The sequence below is a fragment of the Neptuniibacter sp. QD57_21 genome, assembly GCF_047778075.1.
In the GTDB taxonomy this organism is placed as follows: domain Bacteria; phylum Pseudomonadota; class Gammaproteobacteria; order Pseudomonadales; family Balneatricaceae; genus Neptuniibacter.
This window is the reverse complement of the sequence record NZ_CP180549.1, coordinates 2,109,808-2,121,588: the sequence shown is the minus strand read 5'-3', so window position 1 is coordinate 2,121,588 and position 11,781 is coordinate 2,109,808. Positions and strand designations below refer to the sequence as shown.

Annotated in this window: 11 protein-coding genes; 7 read left to right on the top strand and 4 right to left on the bottom strand. The window is 43.0% G+C overall.

The window, feature by feature from the left end:
- Nucleotides 1-111: 111 nt before the first annotated feature.
- The gene (locus ACMXYS_RS09445; protein ID WP_415896346.1) at nt 112-2,070 is read left to right on the top strand and encodes a methyl-accepting chemotaxis protein; all 1,959 of its coding nucleotides are present in this window, start codon (nt 112-114) and stop codon (nt 2,068-2,070) included.
- A gap of 146 nt (nt 2,071-2,216) precedes the next feature.
- The gene (locus tag ACMXYS_RS09440; protein WP_415896345.1) at nt 2,217-2,618 is read left to right on the top strand and encodes an Hpt domain-containing protein; all 402 of its coding nucleotides are present in this window, start codon (nt 2,217-2,219) and stop codon (nt 2,616-2,618) included.
- A gap of 7 nt (nt 2,619-2,625) precedes the next feature.
- Here ACMXYS_RS09440 and ACMXYS_RS09435 read toward each other — a convergent pair whose 3' ends face one another.
- From ACMXYS_RS09435 to ACMXYS_RS09425, 3 genes are all read right to left on the bottom strand, one after another.
- A complete protein-coding gene (locus ACMXYS_RS09435) occupies nt 2,626-3,432 on the bottom strand; it encodes a flagellin (protein WP_415896344.1) in 807 nt (268 codons plus the stop codon).
- A gap of 383 nt (nt 3,433-3,815) precedes the next feature.
- Nucleotides 3,816-4,898 (bottom strand): histidinol-phosphate transaminase, encoded by a 1,083-nt coding sequence (gene hisC, locus ACMXYS_RS09430; protein ID WP_415896343.1) that lies wholly within the window; start codon nt 4,896-4,898, stop codon nt 3,816-3,818.
- A 239-nt stretch (nt 4,899-5,137) separates the two neighbouring features.
- The gene (locus tag ACMXYS_RS09425; protein WP_415896342.1) at nt 5,138-5,542 is read right to left on the bottom strand and encodes a bacteriohemerythrin; all 405 of its coding nucleotides are present in this window, start codon (nt 5,540-5,542) and stop codon (nt 5,138-5,140) included.
- A 340-nt stretch (nt 5,543-5,882) separates the two neighbouring features.
- Here ACMXYS_RS09425 and ACMXYS_RS09420 point away from each other — a divergent pair, with 340 nt between their 5' ends.
- The 4 genes from ACMXYS_RS09420 (at nt 5,883) to ACMXYS_RS09405 (ending at nt 10,558) form a co-directional block, all read left to right on the top strand.
- A complete protein-coding gene (locus ACMXYS_RS09420; protein WP_415887894.1) occupies nt 5,883-6,959 on the top strand; it encodes a hydrogenase small subunit in 1,077 nt (358 codons plus the stop codon).
- A complete protein-coding gene (locus tag ACMXYS_RS09415) occupies nt 6,959-8,767 on the top strand; it encodes a nickel-dependent hydrogenase large subunit (RefSeq protein WP_415881466.1) in 1,809 nt (602 codons plus the stop codon). Before ACMXYS_RS09420 ends, ACMXYS_RS09415 begins: the two co-directional genes overlap by 1 nt.
- Nucleotides 8,768-8,815: 48 nt before the next feature.
- Nucleotides 8,816-9,574: a Ni/Fe-hydrogenase, b-type cytochrome subunit gene (cybH, locus tag ACMXYS_RS09410; RefSeq protein WP_415881465.1), complete on the top strand. Its 759-nt coding sequence runs from the start codon at nt 8,816-8,818 to the stop codon at nt 9,572-9,574.
- A gap of 162 nt (nt 9,575-9,736) precedes the next feature.
- The gene (locus ACMXYS_RS09405; protein WP_415881464.1) at nt 9,737-10,558 is read left to right on the top strand and encodes a hypothetical protein; all 822 of its coding nucleotides are present in this window, start codon (nt 9,737-9,739) and stop codon (nt 10,556-10,558) included.
- On the opposite strand, the gene ACMXYS_RS09400 is transcribed toward ACMXYS_RS09405, so the two are convergent.
- Complete coding sequence (locus ACMXYS_RS09400; RefSeq protein ID WP_415896341.1) at nt 10,555-11,310, bottom strand: hypothetical protein; 756 nt, start codon at nt 11,308-11,310, stop codon at nt 10,555-10,557. The genes ACMXYS_RS09405 and ACMXYS_RS09400 overlap by 4 nt on opposite strands.
- A gap of 106 nt (nt 11,311-11,416) precedes the next feature.
- Here ACMXYS_RS09400 and ACMXYS_RS09395 point away from each other — a divergent pair, with 106 nt between their 5' ends.
- Complete coding sequence (locus ACMXYS_RS09395) at nt 11,417-11,776, top strand: VOC family protein (protein ID WP_415881462.1); 360 nt, start codon at nt 11,417-11,419, stop codon at nt 11,774-11,776.
- Nucleotides 11,777-11,781: the final 5 nt, after the last annotated feature.

Genomic DNA, 11,781 nt, shown 5'->3' with positions numbered 1-11,781 from the left:
CGATTTTTGATCGATTATTATTGAAATGGATCTAAATGATAAATACTATCAACTGCTATTGATTATCCTTTGTATTTAATTCTTTAATCCTAATGTAGTAAGTGCAAATACATGAATAAGCTAAACAGATTTAATTTACGTAGTAAGATCGGCTTGAGTTTCGGTTTTATCTTGTTATTGCTGGTAGCGGCATCGTTTACAGGTATTAAAGGCTTACACCACGCGGAAGATGGCTTTGTTCAATACCGTGAGTTGGCGCGCGATAGTAATCTATCAGGGCGCTTACAGGCCAATATGCTGAAAGTGCGTATGTCGGTAAAAAACTTTCTTATCAGTCATGACAAACAATCATTAGAGCAATATGAAGAACGTATGGCGCTAATGAACCAGTTTTTAGAACATTCTAAGCAAGAGATTAACAACCCAGAGCGTAGCCGTTTAATTACGGAAACGGCATTGCTTTTAGAAGAGTATAAAACTACTTTCCAGAAAGTTATTGACCTCGTTAAGACTGAGGATGAGTTGTATTACAACACGTTAGCACAACAAGGACCGGTGATGCGTGACAGTATTACTCAGTTACGAAAGTTAGCTAATAACCGTGGTGAACCTGAATTGGCATTTTTAGCTTCTAATTTGCAGGAAGATCTGCTGTTAGCAAGGCTATATCTTGTTCGTTTTATGGAAAAGAACCATCAAGAAGATTTTCAGATTTCGATCAATAAATTGGATGGTGCTCTAACAAAACATCTAGAAAGCCTGAAAAAGGTGTTCCTGCTGGACAATGAAATACAGCTGTTAGATCGTTTTGCTAAAGCACGAGATAAATATCTGGCTGCAACTTTAGAAATCCATAAGACAATCGATCAGCGCAATAACCTAGTGATTGGGACTCTTGATGTGATCGGTCCCCAAGTTGCGAGTAATGTTGAAAAAGTAAAGCTGTCAGTTATTGCTGATCAAGACTCGCTAGGACCAATGTTACAGTCACACAATCATCAGGGCCTTATTTCTGTGATTGTGATCTCTGTTATTGCGGTCATTTTAGGCGTTTTCTTTGCGCTTTGGATTACTCGAATGATTACTCGTCCTATCCTCGAAGCTGTTAGTTACGCCGATACATTGGCTGAAGGTGATTTGACTCAGGTTCTGGAAACAAGCCGTAAAGATGAAGTGGGGAAATTACAGGGGGCTTTGGGGCATACCACCATTAGATTCCGTGAAATGATCACTGAAATTAACAAGGCAGGTTATAACATGAGTATGTCTGCAGAAGAGTTAGCGGCTCTGACAGAACAGGCTCGTGCGGGAACTATGCAGCAGCAAGAAGAGACTGATCAGGTTGCCTCTGCAGTGACTGAAATGGCGTATACGGCGCAGCATGTTGCGGATAATGCGTCTAGTGCAGCCTCTTCTGCGGATAGTGCTAACCATCAGGTGATGGAAGGCCGTCAAAAAATGCAGATTGCTACAGAGGGTATGAATCGCCTTTCTTTAAGTTTGGATAAAACATCTTCGGAAGTGGAGCATCTGCAGCAAAAAACACGGGATATTAATGCCATTCTCGATGTGATTCGTGAGATTGCAGAACAGACCAATCTTCTCGCTTTGAATGCAGCGATTGAGGCGGCACGAGCGGGTGAGCAGGGGCGAGGTTTTGCCGTAGTTGCTGATGAAGTGAGGTCTTTGGCGCAGCGTACGCAGCAATCCACTGAGATGATTCACAATCTGATTGATGATCTACAAGCGCGTGCTAACTTGACTGTAAGCGTTGTTAATCAAGGTACACAAGAAGCAAATCAGTGTATTGAGCTGGTTGATCAGGCGGATTCTGCATTGAACCAGATTAGTATGACGGTTGAGCAGATGAATGAAGTAAATGCTCAGATTGCTAGTTCTGCTGAACAGCAAAGTGTTGTCGCAGATGAAATCAGTCAAAGTTTGAGTAATGTACGTGTTATTGCTGAACAGAGCCGAGTAGCGGCTGATGAGACGGCAAATTCAAGTATAGCGTTAAGCGACGTGGCGGCACGCATGCAGGAAATGGTGCAGCGCTTCAAAGTGAACTAGGTTTTAGGCGTGCTAATGGCAGAGGGGTGATTTATCACCCCTTTTTTATGCCTATTCTAAAGTAACCTTTTAATATATGTGTTTTTCGCTATCTTTTATCAAAGAATGGATTTTCGCCGATATAGATGGGTATCAGGGAGTTAACAGTGGCCGATCAAGTAAACGTAACAAACATGTCTTCGTCTGAGTCTTTAAGTGAGTTGATGTCGTTGCCTGCCTTCAATGAGGCAACAGCAATTGCGCTAAAGCTAGATGGTAAATATTTAGAGAACGTATTTAACATCTACTGGGAAAGTGCTCAACGGGAGATTAACGAGATTGGTCAGGTGCTTGACGATGCTGATCAAACACAACTAAGAAAAGTTGCTCATTCCCTAAAAGGTTCATCTCGCATGTTAGGGGGCGAAAGGTTAGGTGCTTTGGCCGGTTTTGTAGAAGAAAAAGCTAAGCAAAATGTGAGTATTTCAGAGCCTCAACTCTTGGATTGTTTGAACACTAGTTTAGCTGAGTTTAAAAGTGCAGTGCTTCAGTCCAATTTACTCTCTTAACTGCACTTTACGATCCTAGTAGGTTGAGTACGAGCCCTCGATTAGCATTGGCTTGTGCTTGCAGTGCGATACCTACATCTTGTTGGATAAGCGCGCTTGCACGTTCTGATGCCGTTTGAGCAAAGTCTGTGTCACCAATAAAAGAAGCTGCTGAAGCTTCATTGATATTAGTTTCGGTAAGTCTATTTATCGTGCTGTCTAATCTGTTTTGGCTTGCGCCTATTTCACCTGATACCGTCGCTAAAAACGACTGGTTTTGATCGATAATATCCAGAGCACCTACGTCGCTAATATCTAAAGTGAATAGACCACTGTTATCAAACTCATCACTGACATTGAAAGTACTGATGTTTTGAGAATCCTCTGTACCAGGACCTGTTTGCAGGCGTAGCTGACCCTCTTCTGCGAGTAATGATTGGCCGTTAAAAGTACTTTGCCCAAGGGTTTCCTGTATGCCGCTTAATAGTGCATCTGCTTCACCTTGCAAGGCTGCACGGTCACTTTCATTTAGAATCCCATTTTGAGCTTGAATGGACAGTTCGCGAATACGTTGTAGAGAATCATTGACTTGATTAACACCACCATCTGCAATCTGAAGTGCTGATACACCATCAAGACTATTTCGAATGGCTGCGCTGTTTCCTCTAATTTGAGTTTGGAAGTCGATGAGCACTTGCAAGCCGGCAGGATCGATTGCTGCATTATTTATTCGCTGGCCGGAAGCGAGCTGTTCTTCCGTTTCATTTATTCGATTCTGAATCTGATTGAATTGAGAGTAGGGGTTGGTGGCAAACCCAGTTGGATTAATAGGCATGAGTGCGCTCCTGATTTAACTATATCAGTATAGTGCGTACATACGGTTTATGAGTTGATTTTTGTTCAGGTGAAATGGATAAAAAAAGGGCGCACAACTGTGCGCCCTGAAATCTTGCAATGGAATAAACACGGACGAGTACAAAACCGTTGTACTCATAAACTCTAGGTAAAGAAGCAGCCCTAAAGTAAAACTAATAATAGGTATAAATATTCGTGACGCCAATGGTTCCTTAGTGTCCATTAAATAATCAGGGGTATTTACACCTTTCTGACCCTGTATATTGAGTATTACTTAAGTTTGATTAATCTAAGGGGCTAATAAGATAAAGCTACCTGAAAGGCAGCTTTATCAGAGGTTTTGCAGTAGCTAAGCAGTGTTGTTTAAGGCTTAACAGGCATCTTACAGATATCAGGATGTTGTTCTAAGGTACTGATTAGCAGTTCCATCTCTTTTTGTGTGCCAATCGATATGCGAAGGTAATTATCGATTCCTGGTTTGCTGAAGTAGCGTACCAAGACCTTCTTCGTACGAAGGAAACCCATCAATTCAGCGGCCTCAATAAAGCGATGCGTGCTGAATAAGAAGTTAGTTTTAGACGGTAAGCTAATAAAACCTAACTCTTCTAAACGATTAACCGTCCACTCGCGGGTCGAGATAATTTTCTTCGTAGTCGCTTCGAAGTAGTCATTATCTTCAACAGCAGCAACTGCCGATTCAATTGCTAGCATGTCTAGAGGGTAAGAGTTAAAGCTATTTTTGACGCGTTCTAGACCTGCAATTAGATCTTCGTGACCAATTGCGAATCCAACTCGCATACCTGCTAGGGAACGAGATTTGGAGAAGGTCTGAATAACCAAAACATTGTCATATTTTTGGGTTAATTCAACAGCGCTAGAAGCGCCAAAATCTACATAGGCTTCATCAACCACAATCACGGTTTCAGTATTGCGTTGAGCTAATGCTTCAATTTCACCTAACTCGATTGCACGGCTAGTCGGCGCATTCGGGTTAGCGAAAATAATACCGCCATTTGGCTGGTTATAGTCTTCTAGGTTTAACTCAAAGTTATCACCTAGGGGTAACAGCTTAAATTCGATATCAAAAAGATTGCAGTAAACCGGATAGAAACTGTATGTGAATTCTGGCATCAGTAGTGGTTGTTCTTGTTGGAAGAACGCTGCAAAGGTATGAGCAAGTACCTCATCAGAACCGTTACCAACAAAGACATTCTTACGCTCAACTTCAAAGTGGTTAGCAAGTGCATCTTTTAACTGAGTGCAATCTGGGTCGGAGTAGAGTCGTAATCTAGCTGTATCAAAGTTATTGATCACCGCTGCCGCCTTCGGCGAAGGAGGGTAAGGGTTTTCGTTGGTGTTTAACTTTGTAATACCGCTTTCTTTAGGCTGCTCACCCGGCACGTAAGGTGTTAGACGCTGAATTGCGTCACTCCAATATTTGCTCATTATTGATCCGTAATACTCAAAGACAGCAATTTGCTGTGTTATTTGGCATGAGTGAATAATTTCGCAGAAGGATAGCAGAATTTGCTTACGCGTTTAACAATAGACTGGATTGTTAATCTATGATAAGAAATTTATACCGTTATCTTGCTCGATTTCTTTGGAGTGCAGTACAAGGTTAACAGCCGAGAGGGGAGGCTCGACTGTTAGTTAAAATTCGGATTATTAGTAGCCGATTCTGGTTAGGCGCAATGTTGGCTGATAAACATGGCTGTCACTGTATCCATGGTATTTATATGATTTACAAACCAAGGAATAACCGTGTTTTTAAGGTAGCTGTTTAATTCTGCGCGGTCATGGTTTGCTTGCCATTGTTGTTGAGTTTCACGCATCTCCTGTAAAACGCGTTCATGCTCACCTTTATGGCATGTATAGGGTGGAAAGTTGATTCGGATCATCTGTTCTTCTTCGCGGGCGAAGTGTTCGGCATTGTGTTGGTAAAAGCTGGATAAAGCATCATCAACTTCATGGTCATTACCTGTTTCTAAAGTGTTGAATAACCGATTAAGAAGGGTGACAGCTTCTGCATGATCATCATTCATAAAATCAACCGCGACTTGTGGGATATCGGTTACATCAACTTGCATAGGTAAGTCCTCTCTATTGGAAACGCAAATCCATCTTATCTCTTCGTCTCTTTTCAGATATTGATATCAGTCAATAAACATATATTTAAAATACATTTAAGTGGCCTTAGACTTTATAGGTGTTAAGGGATTAACCATTTTATCTGGATGACTGGTTAGTCTTTATCCTTCCTTATATACGAATGCTTTTATAAGTGACTGAAATTTAAGGGTAATATTTTTGGCCCGATCTTTGCCAATAGGATAGCTGAACAAAAAAATAAAAATGTTACACGTAGTTATGCATAGCTAATCAAAGATGAGGGCATAGCTGTGGTGGCTGGCATTGGCGGAGAGACATATGTCACAAATTGAAACCTTCTATGAGGTTATGCGACGTCAGGGTATTACACGTCGTAGCTTCCTGAAATATTGTAGTTTAACGGCAGCAGCCTTAGGTTTAGGGCCAACATTTGCGCCTAGAATTGCGCATGCAATGGAAACCAAAGAGCGTACACCGGTAATCTGGTTGCATGGTTTAGAGTGCACCTGTTGTTCAGAATCGTTTATTCGTTCGGCTCACCCGTTGGTAAAAGATGTTGTTCTATCCATGATCTCTTTGGATTACGACGACACCTTGATGGCATCAGCTGGCCACCAAGCGCAGGAAATCCTTTATGAAACGATGGAAAAATATAAAGGTAAATACATCCTTGCCGTAGAAGGTAACCCACCATTAAATGAAGATGGCATGTTCTGTATCTCCGGTGGAAAACCTTTTGTTGAAAAACTGAAGTATGCAGCCAAGGATGCTGCTGCCATTATTGCATGGGGCTCTTGTGCATCTTGGGGCTGTGTTCAGGCTGCACGTCCAAACCCAACCCAAGCGGTTCCTATCCATAAAGTTATTACTGATAAACCAATTATTAAAGTACCAGGTTGTCCTCCAATCGCTGAGGTAATGACTGGTGTTATTACTTATATGCTGACCTTCGGCAAAATGCCTGAACTAGACCGTCAAGGTCGTCCAAAAATGTTCTACAGCCAGCGTATTCACGATAAGTGTTATCGCCGTCCACACTTTGATGCAGGCCAGTTCGTAGAAGAGTGGGATGATGAAGGTGCGCGTAAAGGTTACTGCCTTTATAAAGTGGGTTGTAAAGGCCCCACTACTTATAACGCATGTTCTACAGTGCGTTGGAATGAGGGCGTCTCTTTCCCAATTCAGGCAGGCCACGGTTGTATTGGTTGTTCTGAAGATGGTTTCTGGGACAAAGGTTCGTTCTATAACCGTTTAACCGATATTCATCAGTTTGGTATCGAGAAAAATGCAGATGAGATTGGTATGGCTGTAGCAGGCGGTGTTGGTGCCGCTGTTGCTGCGCATGCAGCTGTCAGTGCGGTTAAGCGTGCTCAGCATAAAGGAGATCAGGAATAATGAATAAGCCATTTAATGCGAGTGATCTAGATAACAGTGGCCGACGCATTGTTGTAGACCCTGTAACTCGAATTGAAGGACATATGCGTTGTGAGGTGAATGTTGATGAAAACAACATTATCCGTAACGCCGTATCAACAGGCACCATGTGGCGTGGGCTTGAAGTGATTCTTAAAGGCCGTGACCCACGTGATGCTTGGGCCTTTGTAGAGCGAATTTGTGGTGTTTGTACGGGTACTCATGCACTGACATCAGTACGTGCGGTAGAAGATGCTTTAGGTATTCAGGTACCTTTGAATGCACACCTTATCCGTCACATGATGGATAAAACTCTACAGATTCATGATCACATCGTACATTTTTATCATCTGCATGCGTTGGACTGGGTAAATCCGGTTAATGCACTGAAAGCAGATCCTAAGGCTACTTCTGAACTTCAGCAGATGGTCTCTCCGCACCATTCGAAATCTAGCCCAGGTTATTTTAAGGATGTACAAACGCGTCTTAAAAAGTTCGTTGAAAGCGGACAGTTAGGTCTATTTGCTAACGGCTATTGGGACAACCCTGCTTACAAACTTCCTCCAGAAGCGGATTTGATGGCGGTTGCTCACTACCTTGAAGCACTCGATTTCCAAAAAGAAGTGGTAAAAATTCATACCATCTTTGGTGGTAAGAACCCGCACCCTAACTACATGGTAGGTGGTGTGCCATGTGCTATTAACTTGGATGACGTTGGTGCTTCAGGTGCGCCAATCAATATGACTAGTTTGAACTATGTGTTGGAGCGTATTCGTGAAGCACAAGAGTTTACTAAGAACGTATACATCCCTGATGTTATGGCAATTGCTGGCATTTACAAAAATTGGTTGTACGGTGGTGGCTTAGCTTCAGAGAACCTTCTGTCTTACGGTACGTACACTCAAGTGCCATATGACAAATCTACAGATCTGTTACCTGCAGGTGCGATTGTTAATGGTAACTGGGATGAAGTGCATCCAGTTGATGTTCGTGATCCAGAACAGATTAAAGAGTTTGTTGATCACTCTTGGTACCGTTATGAAGGCGAGAAGCAGGGCTTGCACCCATGGGAAGGTGAGACAGAGCCTAGCTTCGAGCTTGGCCCTAATACAAAAGGTACTAAAACAGATATTAAAGAACTGGATGAATCTGCGAAGTACAGCTGGATTAAAGCACCTCGCTGGCGTGGTCATGCAATGGAAGTGGGACCTTTAGCGCGCTACATCATTGCTTATGCTTCTGGTACTGAGCATGTTCAGGAGCAGGTTGATCGCTCGTTATCTGAATTTAATCAGTCTACGGGGCTGGATCTCGGCATTAAGCAGTTCTTACCAAGTACATTAGGTCGAACATTGGCGCGTGCACTTGAGTGTCAGCTTTGTGCGGACACTATGTTGGATGATTGGTATCAACTGGTTAACAACATTAAAGCGGGTGATAGCTCGACTGCCAATGTTGAGAAATGGGATCCAAGTAGTTGGCCGAAAGAGGCGATGGGAGTTGGTATTAACGAAGCTCCTCGTGGTGCTTTAGGTCACTGGATCAAGATCAAAGATGGCAAAATCGATAACTATCAAGCGATCGTTCCTACTACTTGGAATGGTTCGCCTCGTGATAGCAAAGGGAATATTGGCGCATTCGAAGCTTCTTTGTTGGATACTCCAATGGAGCGTCCTGATGAGCCGGTTGAAATTCTTCGCACCCTGCATAGTTTTGACCCATGTCTTGCGTGTTCAACACACGTTATGTCTGAAGATGGTCAAGAGCTGACTAAGGTGAAAATTCGATAAGAATAGTGGCGCTGTGCACGCAGCGCCTAAATTCAGGAGGTTATTTATATGACTGCATCGGTTAAACCTGACAAGTCAGATAAAGCTCAGGAAGTCGCTTCAGATCAGGTTGTGGGAGAATCAGTTATTACACGTAAACAGACTGCTGTTTATGTGTATGAAGCGCCATTACGTTTATGGCACTGGGTAACTGTCTTTTCTATTATCACGCTTTGTGTAACTGGCTATTTTATTGGTGTTCCTTTGCCAACGATGCCGGGTGAAGCAATTGATAACTATCTGATGGGTTATATCCGCTTTGCACATTTTACAGCGGGATATATCGTAACTATTGGATTCCTAGGTCGGATCTACTGGGCGTTTGTGGGCAACCATCATGCACGTGAATTATTTGTGCCGCCGTTCTTTAGCGGTAAATTCTGGAAAGAAGCTTGGCATGAAGTGCGCTGGTATCTGTTTTTGGAGAAGACTCCAAAGAAATATATCGGCCACAATCCATTGGCTCAGGTGGGTATGTTTTTCTTCTTCGTGCTCGGCATGATGTTTATGATCGTTACAGGCTTCGCTCTATACAGCGAAGGCCTAGGTCACGGCAGTTGGGCTGATACTTTGTTCGGCTGGGTTATTCCGCTCATGGGGCAGAGTCAAGACGTACATACCTGGCACCGCCTAGGGATGTGGTATCTGATCACGTTTATTTTGATCCACGTTTATGTGGCGATTCGTGAAGATATTATGTCGCGCCAGAGCTTGATCTCGACCATGATCGGTGGCTGGCGAATGTTCAAGGACGACCGTCCAGATTAATCAATAGATAAATGAGTATCTCAAAACCGGACAATAGTCCGGTTTTTTTATTGTGTTTTTGGTGATAATTTAAACAATTGTTTTAAATTCTGGAATAAGCCAGATTCTTATTCCATACTCATTAGTCAAACAAGGATGATTAAAAGCCAACAGGGAGGTCATATGAATCAGACTGTGCGTACACTCGTTGTACCTTACCTTATCGATGCGGGTTTTTTACCCGATTCCAGCGCTACTAACGACGCCAGTGTAGAGCATGCGGTTATTGCTGCACTAACGACACAGGTGGGGAAAATCAGCAGTAATTGGCAGCAGTGGTCAATACAACGAATGGAAGTGGCTTATCTGCAATCCGTTTGTCATCAGCATCGTATTGATGCTGGTGTGATTGACGGGCTTTATGGTCCGCAAACCGATTACGCTGTAGAGCGTTTGATCCAGCTTCAGGAGCAAGGGAGCTTAAGGCGGTCCTTTGCTGATATCAGTCCTTCTAATTCCAATCCAGATAACTTCCCTTTAGAGAATGAATCTGACTTAACTCATTACTATGGCGAGCCGGGTCAAGTGCCACTTGCAAAAGCTACTTGCCCTTGGGAGCTGAGGCTAGATTGGAATTTAAACCAGACAACACGCTCTATAAGTATTCATGAATCGTTAAAAGACAATTTGGAATCAGTTCTAACTCAAGTACATGATCATTATGGTCCGGCAGGAATAAGAGAATATGGTTTAGACCGATATGGAGGAAGCTATAATCCTCGTAAAAAACGCGGTAGTGTCAGTGCCTGGTCGACTCATGCTTGGGGTATCGCGTTAGACTGGTTTCCTTCGCAGAATAAACTTCGTTGGCGTAGTGATCGTGCGAGTTTAGCCAAAGAGGAGTTAGATCCTTGGTGGGATATCTGGGAGTCGCATGGTTGGCTTAGTTTAGGTCGTTCTGAGGACCGCGATTGGATGCATGTTCAGGCTGCAAAGCGCGGCTAACGCCAGTGAATCCAGTATGAGTATTCAATTCTGTTTGAATGATTAAGTGTTTGTTGAAAGCTAGGACTGGGGGAGCTTGAACACTGAAATCCGGTAAATTCAGGTTCGCTCCAGCCAGTCATTCCTCCCATATAATCTCTGCGATAGCCCCAATGGCCACAAGATAAAACAGTATCGAATTGGCTTTCTCTCTCACAGACGGCACAGGTTTCAAACTTAACCTCAATATCTTGACCTTCAATCCCCCAGCTATCGGAAACATAGGGTGTGTCATAAAGTGCGACAGCAGAGTCTCGGTACGGCCGACCTTGCCAAGGTTTATCTGAATCATCTATGGGTGTTTGATGTAGGCCGTAACCGTGCTCAAGAGGGGCGCTGTCATAAAAAGGGTTGGTGAATTGATCGGGTACATCAATCTGAATGTTTTTCTCTCCGGGTAGTAGTTTGGCTGTTGTTCTGCGAATTTGTAATAGCCTAAAGCGATCGCAATCAGCCAGATTTAAACCATCCACCTGCCCACTAAAGTTATTTTTTAAATGAATTTCGATACCTATCCCAGTGGCGTTGTCACTCGCAATGTAGTGAGCATTACTTCGACTACTGTGATACCAAGGTTTGGAAAGGATCAGTGAACCAATCGGCTCATTTTTAAAAGTAACGGGGCAGGTTTGTCCTTCGACCAATTCTGCAGCCGCGAGGAAATTTGACGTTATTAACATGGTAACTGTTGTAATAAATACCTTGTATGTCATTCTTACTCCAATCAGGTCAGACTGAATTGGTTGCTTTTAACGAAGGTATATACAAAGCATAGACGCTTTTTGGGTTTTGCAAGTTTTCAAATCAAGAGGATGTGAAATGAGTTCTGCGCACAATCAAATTAATTACATTGAGTTACCGGCTAATAATTTAGGCGGCACTAAGCGCTTTTACTCTGACCTTTTTGACTGGAAGTTTACCGACTATGGGCCTGAATATAGCGCTTTTGAAGGCGCAGGATTAGCGGGTGGTTTTTATAAAGCTGATCTGAAATCCAATTCAAGTAATGGTGCTGCACTGGTGGTTTTGTATAGTACAAACCTTGAGGCGAGTCAGGCGCTAATTGAATCAGCTGGTGGTGAGATCAAAGTACCAATTTTCAGTTTTCCCGGCGGGCGACGTTTTCATTTTCTTGATCCAAATGGCAATGAACTGGCTGTTTGGTCAGATCAAGAATAAAGCTG

What these genes read in the sequence shown, in the direction of transcription:
- ACMXYS_RS09405 (WP_415881464.1), top strand. Translation starts at nt 9,737, where the DNA reads ATGAATCAGACTGTGCGTACACTCGTTGTACCTTACCTTATCGATGCG.
- ACMXYS_RS09400 (WP_415896341.1), bottom strand. Translation starts at nt 11,310, where the DNA reads ATGACATACAAGGTATTTATTACAACAGTTACCATGTTAATAACGTCA.
- ACMXYS_RS09395 (WP_415881462.1), top strand. Translation starts at nt 11,417, where the DNA reads ATGAGTTCTGCGCACAATCAAATTAATTACATTGAGTTACCGGCTAAT.
- hisC (WP_415896343.1), bottom strand. Translation starts at nt 4,898, where the DNA reads ATGAGCAAATATTGGAGTGACGCAATTCAGCGTCTAACACCTTACGTG.
- cybH (WP_415881465.1), top strand. Translation starts at nt 8,816, where the DNA reads ATGACTGCATCGGTTAAACCTGACAAGTCAGATAAAGCTCAGGAAGTC.
- ACMXYS_RS09425 (WP_415896342.1), bottom strand. Translation starts at nt 5,542, where the DNA reads ATGCAAGTTGATGTAACCGATATCCCACAAGTCGCGGTTGATTTTATG.
- ACMXYS_RS09435 (WP_415896344.1), bottom strand. Translation starts at nt 3,432, where the DNA reads ATGCCTATTAATCCAACTGGGTTTGCCACCAACCCCTACTCTCAATTC.
- ACMXYS_RS09415 (WP_415881466.1), top strand. Translation starts at nt 6,959, where the DNA reads ATGAATAAGCCATTTAATGCGAGTGATCTAGATAACAGTGGCCGACGC.
- ACMXYS_RS09420 (WP_415887894.1), top strand. Translation starts at nt 5,883, where the DNA reads ATGTCACAAATTGAAACCTTCTATGAGGTTATGCGACGTCAGGGTATT.
- ACMXYS_RS09445 (WP_415896346.1), top strand. Translation starts at nt 112, where the DNA reads ATGAATAAGCTAAACAGATTTAATTTACGTAGTAAGATCGGCTTGAGT.